The sequence below is a fragment of the Alphaproteobacteria bacterium genome (assembly GCA_039980135.1).
Taxonomy (GTDB): domain Bacteria; phylum Pseudomonadota; class Alphaproteobacteria; order UBA6615; family UBA6615; genus UBA8079.
On sequence record JBDXCV010000001.1, the window covers coordinates 41,973 to 57,277 of the forward strand.

General features: G+C 60.9%; 14 protein-coding genes. 7 read left to right on the forward strand and 7 right to left on the reverse strand.

The genetic code is table 11. The features are described 5' to 3' along the window. Positions 1-17: 17 nt before the first annotated feature. The 4 genes from ABJ363_00205 (at position 18) to ABJ363_00220 (ending at position 3,596) form a co-directional block, all read left to right on the forward strand. On the forward strand, positions 18-521 hold the full coding sequence (locus ABJ363_00205; protein ID MEP4377391.1) for a YbjN domain-containing protein: 504 nt from the start codon (positions 18-20) through the stop codon (positions 519-521). Between the two features lie 21 nt (positions 522-542). Next, positions 543-1,211, forward strand: a complete 669-nt coding sequence (locus tag ABJ363_00210; GenBank protein MEP4377392.1) for a hypothetical protein — start codon at positions 543-545, stop codon at positions 1,209-1,211. Positions 1,212-1,337: 126 nt separating this feature from the next. Beyond that, the gene (locus ABJ363_00215) at positions 1,338-2,270 is read left to right on the forward strand and encodes a hypothetical protein (protein ID MEP4377393.1); all 933 of its coding nucleotides are present in this window, start codon (positions 1,338-1,340) and stop codon (positions 2,268-2,270) included. 105 nt (positions 2,271-2,375) lie between these two features. Further along, positions 2,376-3,596 (forward strand): OsmC family protein, encoded by a 1,221-nt coding sequence (locus tag ABJ363_00220; GenBank protein ID MEP4377394.1) that lies wholly within the window; start codon positions 2,376-2,378, stop codon positions 3,594-3,596. Here ABJ363_00220 and ABJ363_00225 read toward each other — a convergent pair. Continuing rightward, entirely contained in the window at positions 3,593-4,234 is a 642-nt protein-coding gene (locus ABJ363_00225) for a GNAT family N-acetyltransferase (GenBank protein MEP4377395.1), read from the reverse strand. The two genes, ABJ363_00220 and ABJ363_00225, sit on opposite strands and share 4 nt — an antisense overlap. Before the next feature lie 84 nt (positions 4,235-4,318). On the opposite strand from ABJ363_00225, the gene ABJ363_00230 reads away from it, so the two are divergent. Then, complete coding sequence (locus ABJ363_00230) at positions 4,319-5,734, forward strand: amidase (protein ID MEP4377396.1); 1,416 nt, start codon at positions 4,319-4,321, stop codon at positions 5,732-5,734. A 20-nt stretch (positions 5,735-5,754) separates the two neighbouring features. Here ABJ363_00230 and ABJ363_00235 read toward each other — a convergent pair whose 3' ends face one another. Then, entirely contained in the window at positions 5,755-6,894 is a 1,140-nt protein-coding gene (locus ABJ363_00235; GenBank protein MEP4377397.1) for a C45 family peptidase, read from the reverse strand. 59 nt (positions 6,895-6,953) lie between these two features. Further along, positions 6,954-8,117: a Gfo/Idh/MocA family oxidoreductase gene (locus tag ABJ363_00240; protein MEP4377398.1), complete on the reverse strand. Its 1,164-nt coding sequence runs from the start codon at positions 8,115-8,117 to the stop codon at positions 6,954-6,956. A gap of 97 nt (positions 8,118-8,214) precedes the next feature. On the opposite strand from ABJ363_00240, the gene ABJ363_00245 reads away from it, so the two are divergent. Further along, positions 8,215-9,045, forward strand: coding sequence for a polysaccharide deacetylase (locus ABJ363_00245; protein MEP4377399.1), 831 nt, complete (start codon positions 8,215-8,217; stop codon positions 9,043-9,045). Here ABJ363_00245 and ABJ363_00250 read toward each other — a convergent pair. Genes ABJ363_00250 through ABJ363_00260 form a run of 3 tightly spaced genes read right to left on the reverse strand, consistent with a single transcriptional unit; the run spans position 9,042 to position 12,063 of the window. Further along, on the reverse strand, positions 9,042-10,532 hold the full coding sequence (locus tag ABJ363_00250; protein ID MEP4377400.1) for an ABC transporter permease: 1,491 nt from the start codon (positions 10,530-10,532) through the stop codon (positions 9,042-9,044). The genes ABJ363_00245 and ABJ363_00250 overlap by 4 nt on opposite strands. Beyond that, positions 10,529-11,185 (reverse strand): ATP-binding cassette domain-containing protein, encoded by a 657-nt coding sequence (locus tag ABJ363_00255; protein MEP4377401.1) that lies wholly within the window; start codon positions 11,183-11,185, stop codon positions 10,529-10,531. The genes ABJ363_00250 and ABJ363_00255 overlap by 4 nt, the downstream gene beginning before the upstream one ends. Continuing rightward, positions 11,185-12,063 (reverse strand): putative selenate ABC transporter substrate-binding protein, encoded by an 879-nt coding sequence (locus tag ABJ363_00260; GenBank protein MEP4377402.1) that lies wholly within the window; start codon positions 12,061-12,063, stop codon positions 11,185-11,187. The genes ABJ363_00255 and ABJ363_00260 overlap by 1 nt, the downstream gene beginning before the upstream one ends. 296 nt (positions 12,064-12,359) lie before the next feature. Between ABJ363_00260 and ABJ363_00265 the strand changes: the two genes are divergently transcribed. After that, positions 12,360-14,276, forward strand: a complete 1,917-nt coding sequence (locus ABJ363_00265; protein MEP4377403.1) for a sensor histidine kinase — start codon at positions 12,360-12,362, stop codon at positions 14,274-14,276. A gap of 35 nt (positions 14,277-14,311) precedes the next feature. On the opposite strand, the gene ABJ363_00270 is transcribed toward ABJ363_00265, so the two are convergent. After that, positions 14,312-15,292, reverse strand: coding sequence for a zinc-binding dehydrogenase (locus ABJ363_00270; protein ID MEP4377404.1), 981 nt, complete (start codon positions 15,290-15,292; stop codon positions 14,312-14,314). Between the last annotated feature and the right edge of the window lie 13 nt (positions 15,293-15,305).

Here is a 15,305-nt window from a genome sequence, read left to right on the forward strand (position 1 = left end):
TCAAAAGGAGAAACACTATGATCAAGACATTAATTACAGCGGGAGCCATGCTCGCACTTGGAACCCTGAACGCACATGCAGGCCCCGGCGATGACCCATCGACATCGGTGAAGGCCGAGACGGTGGCCACGGCAATCGCCCAGCTCGGATATTCGACCAGCATGCACAAGGACGCGGAGGGTGAACCGCATATCGTCATTACCGACAAGCCCGGAAATATCGCCAAGATGGCCGTTTTCTTTGCCGATTGCGGCAGCTGGGGCTGTGAGGACCTGACTTTTTATGCCGGTTATGCGCCCACGAAGAACGCGACCATGGAGAAGATGAATGAGTGGAACCATATTGGCTCGAACCTTCGCAGCCGCGCTTCGGTTTCCGGAAATGGTGCCAATCCCGGCGGTGAGCCGGGCATCTCAATGACGGTCAGCCTGATGTCCGACGCGGATGTCGACAAGATTGCCTGGTTGGCCGGTCTGTTCGTTGTCGAGACGCAGATGTTCGCTTCCTCGTTGGCGAAATAGAACGCTCAGGGGGGCGGCAGTATGTCGATGGCGAATATGGCAGCTGGGATGATGCGGGCGCATGGTCCGCACAACTTGCACTTGCTGGTTCTTGGTGCGGCTGCTCTCGGGCTTGCGGCGTGTGAGGGCACTGGTTTTGAGCCCATCAGCCTTGCTGACGCCGAAGCGCCGATGCTGAATCACGGCATCGACAAGCCTTTGGTGGATGTCGGCACGCGCTTCACCTTTACCAACCCGGACACGACCTGGGAGGTCGTGGATCATTCCGGCGATTATGTCGTCTGGCGTGACGATTCAGGCAACGAGTTGCTGACCTCCTACGACCCCTTCCTGCCAGCCGTTCAATGGTCGGGGCCGCAGGAATCCGGTCGGCGTAAAATCGAGATCAAGGAGGGCGGGTTGTTTCCAATCGCGGAAGGCAACAACGTGACCTTCGATGTTCAGGGGCAGGCCGACCGTCCGCCGTCTGTCTGGCGGGCTGAATGGTCCTGCACGGTACAGGCGAAGGTAGAAATTACGGTCCCGGCTGGCAAGGCAGAGACCTGGCCGGTCTTGTGTAATCGCAATGGTCGCGAGGAGTTCCTGTTCCACTTCGACCCGACGATCGGTCACTATGTTCAGGTCGCCACCTTTGTCAGCGGCCAGCCGACGGTCCGGCAACTGAAGGCCTATCAGCGCGGGACACCCTGACCACGGGGATTACGCGACCGGGAAATAAGTCATGCATAGAACGCCGTCGGGGATTGCCGGCGGCGTTTTTGTTGCTATCGTCACGTGATCTCAAAAGCATAAAATCAAACGAACGGGAGCCGTGACATGCGCGCCGTCTTTGCCTTCACTCCATGGGAATCCAAACGTCTGATCGGCAAGGCCGTCGCCGCGTTACCAGAGGTAGAGTACGCGCTGCAGCATGCCCAGATCGTGATCGCCCACGGTTCGACCAATGTTTACGTGGCCGAAGAAGTGACGGGTGACTGCCCGGAGCGTGATCGTTACGTCTCCGGCCAGGTGATCAACGGCACCCTTTGTCAGACCCAGCCCGAGGAAAAGCCCGCGCTGATGCGCCTCGTCAAGGGCAAGCCCGTGCCGCCGGTCCCGACGATGGAGGAAACGCTTGCCGGCTGGGACGACAAGTCCCTCTTTATCAAGGGTGCGAACGCGGTCGACCATGAGTTCAACGCCGGTATCTTCAACGCCCATCACGCGGCCGGTACGATTGGTTGGGCCTATGGTGCGATCTGCGGCACCGGAATTCCACTCATCGTACCCGTCGGACTCGAGAAGCTTGTCCCGTCGATCAAGGCGGCGACGAACGAACTCGGACATGCCAAGGCCGACTACTTCTACGGCACCAAGATCGGCATGTTGCCGCTGATAAATGCCAAGGTGATCACCGAAATACAGGCCTTCGATATCCTGTTCGGGCTCACGGCCGTGCATGTCGGCGGCGGTGGCGTGTCCGGGTCGGAAGGCACCGTCGTGATCTCGGTCACCGGCGAAGACGCGGATGTCCGCGCGGCGATCGAGCTGGTGGAGACTTTCAAGGGCGAACCGCCACTGAAACTTCTCAAACGGCGATGTGCGGATTGCTTCGCACCGCCGCCGGCCTTCACATCGGGCACGGATGCGGCAAAGGATGTCGGGTCGGTAACGGCCGAGGAAGCCAAGGCGATCCGCCAGTGCATCTTCTCGGGCACGGCCGAGGATGACCTGCCGGACTGGTTTCGCAAGCGCGAGCCGGTTGCCTGATGGAGGCGATATGCCCAAAGTTCAATCCGGCCATACATCGACATGACCCGGATTTCATGCGATCAAACCGAACAGAAAGAATTATCCAGACGGGGGATGCGATCAATGAGCACGGCGGAAACAACCGAAGCGGTGGAAACTATCGAGGGATCGGGATTTCCGATCGGCTTCAAATACAGGCAGGGCACGGCCCGGCCGGATATTCTCGGTGCCGGACCGGCCCGCGATGTCTATGTGACCGAGGCCCGCGCACTCTCCGGATATCAGAAGGAAGGCATCGTCCATGAGGGCGAGACCGGCAGCCAGTGGCGGATGGCGACCGACGAAGGCCTGCATCTCGGTGGCGCCGATATCGCGCCGTTTCCCCTGGGCTTCTTCAATGCCGGCCTCCACTCCGACCTGATCGGCCGGCTTCTGAAAATCGCCGCCGTGCGCGGAATTCAGATCGATGACCTGAAGCTCGATCTCAAGAACGGCTATTACGTCATCGGCTCCTTCGTGCGCGGTGACGCCAAGGGGCATGTGGAGCCTTCGCGCATTCATGCCGAGATTTCCTCGCCGGCACCCGCCGATGCGATCTCGAAGCTGGTGCAGGATGCGATCAAGGCATCGCCGGCGATGGCAACCATGCAGACCCCGGTGAGCAGCACGTTCGCGATCTATGTGAACGGCCGTCGCCGGGTCGTGACATCGCTGCCGAACTCCGATGCGCCGGACGCGTCTGATCCCTACAAGACCTACAGCTCGGTGCCGTCACCGCTTGACGGTTCGGACGAACTCGATGATCTCATCTGGAAGACCGGAGAGGCCAATGAGGGTGAGATCGAGCCTGCGATCAACGGTACGGACGACAAGGTCAAACGCATCGTGCGTACCATCGCCGGGAACAGCGTTCTGCTGGATCCCGCGGGCGTGGTCGAGACGGATGCCGTCCTCGGGCTGCCGGGCATGAGTAATTTCAAGTTCAAGACCGACGAGCGGGTGGATGGCGATCAGGCGCCGAGCGGCCTGGCCCTGATCGCGGCGGGGATCGCGTTTTGCTACCTGACCCAGGTCGAGCGGTACACGATCCACCAGAAATTCAACATTCGCGGCGCGCGTCTGGTGCAGTACACGCCGTTTACCCTGTCGGGCGATCCGGCTGACGGTTCGTGGGAAGGCAATATCGAACCGGCGGACACCCATCTGTTCCTGTCGGGTGACGAGGACGACGCGACCCATGAGAAGCTCATGAAGATCGCCGCGACCGTCTGCTATCTGCACGCGACCCTGGCCGATTCCGTGGTGGCCGATGTGAAGGTCAGCCTGAACGGACAAGCGCTCTAGAGACGTTTTTCCATCAGCTTGATGGCACCGAGGTTCGCGATCGCCGCGAACCTCCTGGTGCCGTCATGCACGAAGCTGTCGTAGCGAATCTCGTTGCGGGTTTCGAAACCTTGATTGGCGAACACATGCTGCGACGTGGGATTTGTCGCATCTGCGACAATCGCACTGAATCCTTTTGCCTGTGCATTTCGGGCGGTCGCGTCCACCAGCCGTTGAGCGATGCCGCGCCCGCGTGCCGCATTGTCGACCGCCAGCATGTGGATATGCGCGCAGCCGGCGAGGCGCGCGGCATTCGCGCGTTCGAAGTCCCGTTCCAGGGTTTCGATCAATGCGCCGATCGGCGGGTAGCCGGGTGACGCGCCTTCGGCCTCGGGGGGCGGGGAGAAGGTGAAGGCAGTGGTCAGCGCCGCGCCCACCAATCTCCGGTCGTCGTAAACGCCCATCGTCAGCCCATCATGCACTGCCGCCGGCAGAAACAAGCCAAGCATTGCCGTCAGTTCCTCATGCGATTGGCCCGCCGTTACGGCGAGCGGTTCATCACGGCTGAAGGCGCGGGCGATCAGTTCGATCGCCGCCTCGGGCCGCGCGGGGTCGACAAGGGCGCAGCGATAGTCTCCTGTGTATTCGGCTGCGTTCATTGGCCTGGGTGTGATCCGGCAATGGTGAGTGGCCGCCCGGGGGCGTTTGATGAAACAATAGCGGTCGAAACACGGGAGGACAGCATGGCATCTGCACCGGACCTGGCGACAGCATCACTTTTGGAGATCGCTTCGGCACTGCGATGCGGCAGCCGGACAGCCACCGGAATTGCCGAATGGGCGATCGAGAACCACGATCAGCGTGGTGAAAAACTACATGCCTACAAGACCTGGTCGCCGGAAAAGATCCGTGGCGAGGCGGCCGCGGCGGATGCGGCCCTCGCCGCGGGAATAGATCTCGGCCCGTTGCAAGGGATCCCGGTCTCGATCAAGGATCTGATCGGGGTTTCGGGCTACCCGACATTCGCCGGTTGCCCCCGGGAGCTGCCCGAGAAATGGCAATCCGAAGGGCCGGTCATACGGACCATCCGTCATCAGCTGGGGGTTATCTCCGGCAAGGCGCACACCGTGCAATTCGCGTTCGGGGGCATGGGGGCGAACCGGCACTGGGGCGCGCCGTGGAATCCCTGGGATGCGAAGGAACACCGTTCCCCGGCCGGGTCGAGTTCCGGCGCCGGTGTCAGCCTGCACGAAGGCTCCGCACTGCTGGCCATCGGTACGGATACGGCCGGGTCCGTTCGAATGCCGGCGTCGGTGACGGGGACGGCGGGCATTCGACCCGCCCCGGGGCGCTGGTCGGTCGATGGAATCGTGCCTTTGGTCCCATCTCTGGACACCCCCGGGCCGATCGCGCGCAGCGCGGCGGATCTGGCGTTCGGATTCGCGGCCATCGACCCCATCCTTGGCGGTGATGTCTCGGGTATCCTGGATGTGCTCTCGGACGTGGATGTGTCGGACTTCCGGATCGGTGTCTGCGACTGGTATTTCGCCAATTGCGATCCCGGCGTCGCGGAGCGGGTGCATGAGGCGCTGGCCGAACTGGAGAAGGCGGGTGCGCGGCTGTCTTCCGCAACGCTGCCTCACCTGGATGATGTCTCAGCGCTCAATGATCTGGGCGGTCTGCATATCGGCGAATTCTCCAGCTTCATCAACAACGAGATGATCGACTACAAGGACGATCTGGACCCCGCCGTCGCCATTCGCCTGGCGGCGGCGGAAAACTACACGGCCGCGGAGCATCTGCGCCGTGTCCGCGACGTCGCGCGGATGGCCGCCGCGGCCGACGCCGGATTCGGACCCTTCGATGCCATCGTCGGCCCGACGATCCCCATCACGCCGCCGAAGATGAGCGAAATCGAGAGTCCCGAAGCCCATCTCATGGCCAATACCCGATACGTGCAGAACACGGTGACGGTCAGCCTGCTGCACCAATGTGCGGTCACGCTCCCGGTTGGCCTCGACGATGTGGGCATGCCTGTCGGGATGCAGATCGTCTGTCGCGATGGTTACGAAGAGACGGCGCTCGGCATCGCGCTGGCGTTCGAACGGGTATTGGGTACGCCACGTGACCGCCTGGGGCCGTCGCCGATGGGCGTCTAGAGCAGACGGCTAATCGCGTGCTATTCGGCGGCCTGCTCGACGGCGTTGCCGTCCAGCATATGTAGTGCCCACGGCGTAGAGCAGGGCGGGCCGTTCGCGACCCGCATGCTGCGCGCGTTCAGGTCGAAGATAAACGCCGCGTTGGTCATGGTCCGCTTGGCCTCGGGCTGGCGTTCGTCGGGATGCCGGCAGATCGCGTTGGGATAGCCGAAATGATCCGCCAAAGCCGACTGGATGACCGCATCATCGATTTTTCCTACATGGTCGCGCAACAGCCGGTCGAGTCGGTTTGCCCGGTAGAGCGTGCTGGTCGACAGCCGCTCCATCTGGGAGGGACCGTGGCGCGGGTCGATGAAGTGATTGGAGTGGGTGACGAGGCCGTCGCGCGGGTAGAGATAGGACACCGCGTCCGGGCTGGTCTCGATGTCGATGATCTCGCCATCCGCATGGCCGACCACGAAATTCGCCGAGCAGACGCGTTTGGTCGAAAGGATGGGAAGCAGCGCCATGTCGTAGGTCTCGGCGTCGAGGACTTCCCGGCAGCGCATGTGGAACGGTTTTTCATAGGCGTTGCGGCCGTCATGGTCGGACACGAGCCCGTTCTCGACCAGCCCGATGCCGTGTTCGTTTACGCCCATCTTGCCGCCGACGATGCCGGCCTCGGTGTAGCAGATCATGTTGGGCCCGTTTTTCCGCGTGATGCGCAGCACGACGCAGCGTCCGTGCACGCCCGCCAGCCAGTCCCAGTTCTGGCCCAGAATGGTATGCCCGTTGGCGCTCGCCTCCGGCATCACGCCGAAGGTGGAGCAGCCGTCGGCGTCGTCGGCCAGGGCCGGGTTGTCGTTGGCCTTCGCCTCGTCGCCGAACAGGCCGAAGGTGATCTCGTAGCGGGCGTTGATCATGGAAATGTCGCCCAGCGGGAGCTCGGCGCCGTCGGCAATGCCGCGCATTTCTTCGGCGTAGTCGGCGTTCTGCTCGCGCATGACGCCGATCCAGGTCTCGCCTTCCTTCCGGGCGTTCTCGGCATCCAGTCCCCCGGCGGCGAAGCGCGCCAGGTAGGTATCGATATTTTCTGCGATCTGGGTGCGTTGAGAACGTCCATGGGTCAGGCCGCGTTGATAGGGGTCATCACCAAGTTCGAGGATGGGTAGGTCGGCCATGGGTAGGCTCCGGCAATCGTCAGTGCAGTCGAGTATAGCAGTTTGCGCGAGGGGCGGCGTCAAGCCAGCTCCGGCAAGTCCACCCAGCTGTGATTATCGGACGCGTTCGCGCTTGCTTCTGCCAGTTGTACGTCGCGGATGCCCGCGGCAAGGCTGTGCGCGAACGGCGCGCCGGTGACGACATGGGGGATGAATCCCTCCCAACCGAAACGGTACGGGTTCTTGTAGGGCGCGGTCTCGGGTACTTCCTTCCACTGGCTGTCATAGTCCATCGAGAAATCCATGGTCGCCGCGTCGGGGCCCATGTTGAATCCCTCGATGCGCGGCGTATCCGCGGCGGACTGAGCCCAGCACTGGCGCAGGCCCGCAACGGCGGAGCCCCCGGTGCCGTCGATCTGGAAGGTCACGAGATCGTCGCCCCGCACGCGCCGTGCCCATGAGCTGAGGATTGCACCCCGGGCGCCGTTCTCAAGTTCGAGCAGGGTTGCGGTGGCGTCCTCGACATCGACGTCATATCGCTTTCCCTCTTCGTCGATGCGTTCGGGCTGCGCAGTCCAGGCGGCGCAGGCCACGCGTGAAATCGGGCCGAGGATGCCCTCGATCACATAACGCCAATGGGGGTGCATATCCGACAGCAATCCGCCACCGCCGGCTTTGGTGTAGTTCCAGCTGGGACGCTGGGATTCGGCCTCGGCACCATCGAACACCCACCAGCCGAATTCCAGGCGAAACCCGACGATACGACCGAAGAACCCCTGTTCGACGAGATGGGCCAGCTTGCGGAAACCCGGCAGGAAGAGTTTGTCCTCGACGGCGCCGTGGCGCAGGCCTTTATCGTCGGCGCGCCGCATCAGGCCGAGACCTTCGGCCACGCTCGGGGCGATGGGTTTTTCGGTGTAGATGTGCTTGCCGGCGTCGATGGCGCGGTTGAGCGTGTGGAGCCGCAGATGAGTCGCGGCGGCGTCGAAAAACACCGGAAAATCCGCGTCGGCCAGGGCAGCGTCGAGGTCGGTGGTCCATTCCTCGATGCCGAATTCCTTGGCCACGTCGGCCAGGCGCGCCTCGTTGCGGCCCGCAAGCAGCAGCCGGGGCATGATCACATCATCACCGACGGGCAGCCCGCCTTCCGCGCGGATCTGCGCCAGTCCGCCGCGAATATGCTGGGTTCGGCAGATGCGGCCCGTCGCGCCGTTGAGAATGATACCGAGTGTTCTGGTCGTCATGGAAATGTCCCCCGCTCACGCAAATTCTTTGCGGTCTTATCTACACTCTCGGGCGGGAATGCGCTAACCAAAGACCTTGAAATTCGGGGGAAATACCATGCCGCGCCATATCGTCTGCCTGACGTTTGATTTTGATACCGAGAGCGGGTTCATCGCCCGCGGCCTCGCGAGCCCGACCATGCTGTCGCGTGGCGAGTTTGGCCTGACCGGTGCCCGCCGTATTCTCGATCTGGCTAAATCACGTGGCATCCCGATGACATGGTTCGTTCCGGGATTCACCATCGAAAGCCACCGCGCGGCCTGCGATGCGGTGGTCGAGGGAGGCCATGAGATCGCCCATCACAGCTGGGCGCATGTTCCACCGGCCGAACAGAGCCGGGACGAGGAAGAAGAGGACATGCTGCGCGCCAACGAGGCGATCGAGAAGCTGACGGGCAAAAAGGCGCGCGGTTATCGGTCGCCGTCCTGGGATCTGAGCGAGAACACGCTGGACCTGCTGGAGGCCCAGGGTTTCGAGTATGACAGCAGCCTGATGGCGGGCGACTATATTCCGATGATGGCGCGCCGTGGCGACGTCGCGGAACTCGGCAAGCCGATCCAGTATGGCGAGGACACCTCCCTGATCGAGATGCCGATCAGCTGGACTCTCGATGATCATCCGCATTTCGAGTATATGCGCACCCCGAATTTTCTCATGCCCGGCCTGCGTCCGGCGCGCGAGGTGATGGACAGCTGGTATGACGAGTTTGTCTATATGCAGGCGAACGAGGAATGGGGGGTGCTGACCTACACCATGCACCCCTATGTGATCGGTCGCGGGTTCCGGATGTTTTCGTTCGAGAAGCTGGTGGACAAGCTGATCGCCGACGGTGCCGAGTTCATGACCATGGAAGACGCGGCCCGCGTTGCGCGCGAAAAACTCTTCTAGCGCCCCTCCAGCGTCGTGCGCAGCCGCAGGTAGGCGCGGACCCGGCGTGATGTCACGTCGATCGCAATATTCAGGGCTGCGGTCAGACCAATGAGGAATATCGCCCGGTCGAAGCGCAGTTCGGCGAACGCGCTGTCGATGTAGAAGCCGAGCGTTGCGATCCCGAGAATGCCGAGGATCGCCGTTTCCCGCATGATGACTTCCCAGCGATAGAAGAGCAGGGCAAGCAGGTTGCGATAGACACGCGGCAGCAACTCGTACGCATAGCGATTCAGTCCGGTCGGCGCATCGGCCCGCAATGTCAGGGTCTCGGTATGGCGACCGATCAGATGCCCGATGATGCCGCCATTGTGGAGTGCCAACGCGACAATCGCCGGCAGCATTGAGGGCCCCCAGAGTTGCAGGAACACGAAGGCAAGGATGTATTCCGGCGTGGAGCGGGTTACGACAAGCACCAAGTGCCCGAAAGTGCGGGCAGGGCGGCCGAACATCTGTGGTGAAATCAACGGGAACATCAGCGCCGACAGCAGTCCTGTTGCTACCAGCGCGATCATCGTGAGTTGGATCGTCGCGATGGAGCCCGGCAAGGCCTGGGTCGTTGCCAGCGTCCACAACCAGTCCGCCAATCCCTCGATACCGCCGCCGTTGCGAAGCGGAAAAGGCACGATATCGACGGTCAGGAAGCGGATGATGTTCGTGCCGGAGATTTCGGTCGACCAGGGCAGCACCATACAGGCGGCAATGAGGTAGAGCGGCAGAAGCTTGCGGCGCGCCCAGAACCGCTGGGTGGCAATGATGAGATAGAACAGAATCAGAAGTGCGGAGACTTGGGAATATTCGCCTTGTCGGAAAGCCGTTTCGAGATGAAATCCGAGCGTCGGCAGCCCGACGAAGCCGAGCACGGCGCTCGATCGCAGACCGCACTCCAGGCGATATAGCGCATAGGTGCTGAAATGGGCCCATACATCGGGGAGCCGGACATATAGCAGCGTCGATAAAAGGCCCGCACCCGACGGAGTGGCGTCGACGGCGCGGTCGTCGGCCTCTTCGAGAATTTCGTAAAACACCTTGGCGACGATGCCCGCATAGGGAATGCCGATCGCGAGAATGCCGGTTAACGGCGACAAACCGAATATCTGGAGAAAAATCAGTGCCCAGAAAAGTTCGTGAACCGCCCGGATAACGGCACAGAAGGTTCGCACAATGCGGCTGTGAAATCCGAGGGCGAGAAGGAAACCGCAACCAACTCCGAATGCGACACCCAGGAAAGCAAATGCCATCGTGTTGACAAGGGCCGAGAACAGGCTCTCGGTAGCGAAAAAATCGGGTGTCACGATGCCGAGCAGCAGACGTCTGAACTCATTCCACGGATCGACTGTTGTGATCTCGATATCAGCGAAGGCCAGAAACACCAACGCGATCGTGAAGAATGAAAACAGCGTCCGTGCCAGCGGCGAACGCCGGTACAGCGCCGCGACGGGGCTCATGTCTTGTACAACCTGTCCAGATCGCCCGGGGTCAATCCGGCGGACGGTGTGTCCATGGCGATTTTTCCGTCCTGCACGCCGACAATCCGGTCGGCGAATGAGAGGGCGAGTGCCCGGTCGTGCAGCGCGACAACGACCGTTTCCTTCCGGGTTCCGGCAAGTTGGAGTACTTCCCGTGCCTGATGGTCGTCGACGGCGGAAACCGGTTCATCGCCGATCAGAACGGGCGCATCATTGAAAAGCGCGCGGGCGACGGCGGTCCGTTGTTGCTGGCCGCCGGACAGTCGGCGCACGGCGGCAAACAGTTCTTCCGTCAGGCGCAGGGGCGCGAGTGTCTCGCGGACTGCGTCGACATCTTTAGTCACCGGCCAGAACAAGGTCCGAAGATTGTGAAGCGTCGAATGATTGTGGAGTTGCCCCATATAGACGTTGTGGAATACGGACAACGCCTGCACGAGACCAAGGTCCTGCGGGATGATTGCCGTGGGCATACGGCAATGTTCGCGGATCAGACGCAGGAGGGTGGTTTTGCCCGCACCGCTTTCGCCGACAATCGCGATACGCTCGCCGGGCTCGATGCGCAGATGTACGTCTTCGAGTACCCGCCGGCCACTGTAGCCGACGGGGATACCCGATACGTCAAGAACGTGCATCAGTCGAGAATGCCGATTTCCTTGCCGACGCGCAGGATGGGCTCATAGTCGTCATTGGTGGCTGGAATGAACCCCGATCGCGGAAACGCCTTGAGTTCGGCAGGGTCCGTGATGTTGAGGAGCGCCGCACGGACACGATTCGTGAAATCGGCACCGAACTTGTTATCTGCATCGCCGCGGATGGTCCACTGATAGTCCGGATAGGTCGGCGTACGCCAGATGACCTGCACTTTCTTCGGATCAATGCGCCCTTCGCTAAGTTCCTTGTCCCACACCGCGAAATTCAATGCGCCGACTTCATAGGCTCCGGACTGGACAAGGGCAATGGTGCGCGAATGATCACCACTGAAACCGACACGAGAGAACACGTCCTCGGGCGATTTCTTGAACTGGTTTCGGATGAAATATTCCGGCATCAGGCGTCCAGACGTGGAGCCCTTCGAGCCGAATGTGAAGGTTTTCCCGGCAATTGCCGCAGGAAAATCGGAACTTTCGGTCAGGCCGGTGCTGGTATGCGCGATGAAGTAGGAAACAAAATTCTCGTCTTCAACGCCTTGGGCTAGCGCGACAGAGCCAGGAACTGCCTGGCGTGCCTGAACACCCGACAGACCACCGAACCAAGCGAGTTGCACCTGGTTGTTGCGAAAGGCCGTGACGGCGGCGGCATAGGATTTTACCGGGATGTACTCAACTTTGATCCCGAGTTCGTCAGAGAGATGATCGGCAATCTTTCCGAAACGAGTGCGCAAATGCGCTTCGTCCTGATCTGGGATCGCCGTAAAGACAAAGGTGTCTTGAGAGTAAGCGGTAGGAATGCTGACAGGGGCTGCGAAAAGGACAAGCGCGGCCAATACAATGCCAATCACACGGATGTGCATGCTGATTCTCCAAGTATGGGGGAGTTGATGTGGTTTGTGGAAGCTAGGCTAGTCAATGACGCGATCAACCGCATCGGGTGATTTGTCAGAGGACATGTGCTCTGGAGGCATGGCACTTTTCAAAAATTCTCCGTTTATGCGATTATGGAGCCGCTTGTCCGCCTTGCCACGGTCCGGCAATTTGTGTTGACGCGATCTTAATGTCATTTTTGTATCAATATTATTTCGGTAGATCAGACGTTTACGCCGACCCATGACAATCTCGTCGCAATTTCATAGCCAGACCGCCGGGACAGATGTTGAACGCTGAAATCGAGGCAAACCGGACAACCGTGATTGCGCGCCCGCGCAGCGCGGTCCGGCGTCTGGCCAAGCGCATTGCCGAAGGTTATCGCGTTCAGCTCATACTGTTCTCCGCGTTGGTGTTCGTGTCTGCGGTGCCGGTTTTCCTGCTCGCGGGCTGGGTTCAGAACAATGCCCTCGAAAAAGAAGTCGAGTCGGTCACCGAGAAGCATCTGCTGATTGCCCAGAATCTGAGTGGCGCGCTGGAGCGCTATGTGTCGGATGTACGAGAGACCTTTCGCGTCGCCTCGAAGAATATCGCGAACGATCAGGAAATCGAGGGTTTGGAAGGTCTGCTTCGATCCCTGAATTTCGACTATGTGGTTGTGCTGGACGAGGCAGACAAGTTCGAGCAGTTCCTCGTTGACCCTGCCGTGCCGCACGGTGATTTCGAGATGCCGATGTCGATGCTCGGGGAACTGCGCAGCCTGGCTCAGACATCGGACAAGGACGTCCATATCTCCGATTTGCTGCGCTTCCACGGCAAGCCGGTATTCTTCGTGGTCCGCGAATGCGAGGACGGGCAGCTCGTGTTGGGGGCTCTGGAGCCTACATTCCTGCGGCAAGTCCAGAAATCGATCGAGTTCGGCGACCGCGGACATTCGATGATCGTCGATGCCAAGGGCCAGGTCGTCGCGCATCCGAACAGTGATTGGGAAGCGACATCGAAGGATGCATCGGGACTATCCGTCGTTCAGAAGATGATGAACGGAGAAACGGGCGTCGCGACATTTTATTCACCGCCAATGCAGGCCGATATGATCGCGGGCCACACCGCAGTCTCCAATGTCGGCTGGGGCGTGATGGTGCCGCAACCGTTCAGTGAACTTGAAGATGCCGCCAGCGGTGTCCGGAACGTGGCGGTGGCGTTGACCCTGATCGGAATACTGGCGGCCGCGGTTATCGGCTGGCTCCTTTCGAAGTTTCTTGCGGCCCCGATTGTTGCGGTATCCAAAGCCGCGAGCGAGGTCGCGGCCGGCGGCCTGCACACGCGGGTGGGTGAGCTGCCCGCCCATGCGCCGCGCGAATTGCGCGTACTGTCGAAAAGTTTCAATCGGATGGTGAACCAGCTCGAGCAGCGCGAATCGGGTTTGCGTGCGGCCAAGGAAGAGGCTGAGTCCGCGAACCGCGCAAAGTCCGAATTTCTGGCGAATATCAGCCATGAACTGCGCACACCGCTCAATGCGGTGATCGGTTTCTCGGAACTCATGCGGAACGAGATCCATGGTCCGCTCGGTGCTGAACAATATATGGAGTATCTGGGCGATATCCATGGTTCGGGGCGCCATCTGCTGGAAATCATCAATGACGTGCTCGATATGTCGAAAATCGAGGCCGGCAGCATCGAATTGATTGAAAGTGATTTTGAATTGCGCGAGACCCTCACAGGCTGCGCGCGAATGATGGGTGAGCGTGCGGATGCTGGCAAGGTGCGAATCGACGTCACGGTCTCCGAGCAAATCCACGGGCTTCACGGCGACGAAAGACTGGTTCGACAGGTCGTGCTCAATCTTCTGTCGAACGCCGTGAAATTCTCGGCGGAGGGAAGCGACGTTGTATTGAACGCCTCCCTCGATCAGGACGGGAGCTGCCTGGTGAGGGTGGTGGACCAGGGCATTGGAATTTCGCCCGATCAACTCGATAGCGTGATGGAACCCTTTGTTCAGGTCGATAGCGGCGTGAACCGCAAATATGAGGGGACGGGGCTCGGCCTTGCCCTGGTCAAGTCGATGATGGAGATGCACGGCGGTGACGTGACCATCGAGAGCAATGTCAACGAAGGAACGACCGTGACGGTGCAGTTCCCCGCAGCGCGGGTCCTCCACAAAACGCCGGACGCATATGGCAGCGAAAGCAGTGCCGCCGACTAAGCCGGCACACGCCTGAGCCTGTGCCCATGCGCCGATCAGGGTTTGAGGATCAGTTTTCCCAGAATGGCACGGCTGTCCATCAGTTCATGCGCCCGCCGCGCCTCGGACAATGGCAGCCGGTCGAAGATCGGCGGGGATAGCGTGCCTTCCGCGAACTCCGCAACCAGCGCATCGAAAATATCAGCTTTCCGGTCCGGATCTTCGTCAAAGGCGTGCAGCGAGAAACATTGCAGGCCGATGCTCAGCCCACGTCTTGCCCGAAGTCCCTCGAACAGGTCTTCATCCGGCGCACCGGCGAGTGCGTTGTAGAGAATTACCAGTCCCAACGGCGCCAGCATATCCAGGTCGCGGACCAGTCCAGGACCCCCCAACTGATCGAAGCTCACATCAACCCCGCGCCCATCCGTGATCTCGCGGACCTTCTCGACGATGTTTTCGGTTGAATAATTGACCGTTCCCAATGTGCCGAGTTGAGAGGCGAATGCGCATTTCTCGTCGCTGCTGGCGCCCGCAATGGTGGCGATACCGGCGCTGCGGCACAAATCGAGGATCGCGGTTCCCATCCCGCCGGCCGCGCCGTTCACATAGATTGTTTTCACATCCTCTGATCGCGCGACGCCATAGAGCATGGCCCAAGCAACCAGGTAGTTCGGGATCGTGACGGCGGCCTCGAGGTCAACTGTCTCCGGCAACGCCGTGACCAACGCTGTGTCCACCGCGTTGTATTCGGCATATCGACCGCCGCCAGTGCCGAAGACGAGCACCGGCTGACCGACCTCGAAATCCGTCACGCCATCGCCGAGCGACGCGATATGGCCGCTCATCTCGTTTCCCAGGATCGTCGGCAGGGCCGGTTTCCACTTGTAGACACCCGTCCGCAGCAGGATATCGGGGTACCCCACGCCCAGCGAATGTGCCTTCACGAGGACCTGGCCCGGACCGGGTTCGGGGATGGGGATGTCGACGACTTCGATGACTTCGGGACCGCCATAGGCCTGAATCTGGATCGCTTTCATGTGGGTCCTCCGT

What these genes read in the sequence shown, in the direction of transcription:
- ABJ363_00205 (MEP4377391.1), top strand. Translation starts at nt 18, where the DNA reads ATGATCAAGACATTAATTACAGCGGGAGCCATGCTCGCACTTGGAACC.
- ABJ363_00210 (MEP4377392.1), top strand. Translation starts at nt 543, where the DNA reads ATGTCGATGGCGAATATGGCAGCTGGGATGATGCGGGCGCATGGTCCG.
- ABJ363_00215 (MEP4377393.1), top strand. Translation starts at nt 1,338, where the DNA reads ATGCGCGCCGTCTTTGCCTTCACTCCATGGGAATCCAAACGTCTGATC.
- ABJ363_00220 (MEP4377394.1), top strand. Translation starts at nt 2,376, where the DNA reads ATGAGCACGGCGGAAACAACCGAAGCGGTGGAAACTATCGAGGGATCG.
- ABJ363_00225 (MEP4377395.1), bottom strand. Translation starts at nt 4,234, where the DNA reads ATGAACGCAGCCGAATACACAGGAGACTATCGCTGCGCCCTTGTCGAC.
- ABJ363_00230 (MEP4377396.1), top strand. Translation starts at nt 4,319, where the DNA reads ATGGCATCTGCACCGGACCTGGCGACAGCATCACTTTTGGAGATCGCT.
- ABJ363_00235 (MEP4377397.1), bottom strand. Translation starts at nt 6,894, where the DNA reads ATGGCCGACCTACCCATCCTCGAACTTGGTGATGACCCCTATCAACGC.
- ABJ363_00240 (MEP4377398.1), bottom strand. Translation starts at nt 8,117, where the DNA reads ATGACGACCAGAACACTCGGTATCATTCTCAACGGCGCGACGGGCCGC.
- ABJ363_00245 (MEP4377399.1), top strand. Translation starts at nt 8,215, where the DNA reads ATGCCGCGCCATATCGTCTGCCTGACGTTTGATTTTGATACCGAGAGC.
- ABJ363_00250 (MEP4377400.1), bottom strand. Translation starts at nt 10,532, where the DNA reads ATGAGCCCCGTCGCGGCGCTGTACCGGCGTTCGCCGCTGGCACGGACG.
- ABJ363_00255 (MEP4377401.1), bottom strand. Translation starts at nt 11,185, where the DNA reads ATGCACGTTCTTGACGTATCGGGTATCCCCGTCGGCTACAGTGGCCGG.
- ABJ363_00260 (MEP4377402.1), bottom strand. Translation starts at nt 12,063, where the DNA reads ATGCACATCCGTGTGATTGGCATTGTATTGGCCGCGCTTGTCCTTTTC.
- ABJ363_00265 (MEP4377403.1), top strand. Translation starts at nt 12,360, where the DNA reads ATGTTGAACGCTGAAATCGAGGCAAACCGGACAACCGTGATTGCGCGC.
- ABJ363_00270 (MEP4377404.1), bottom strand. Translation starts at nt 15,292, where the DNA reads ATGAAAGCGATCCAGATTCAGGCCTATGGCGGTCCCGAAGTCATCGAA.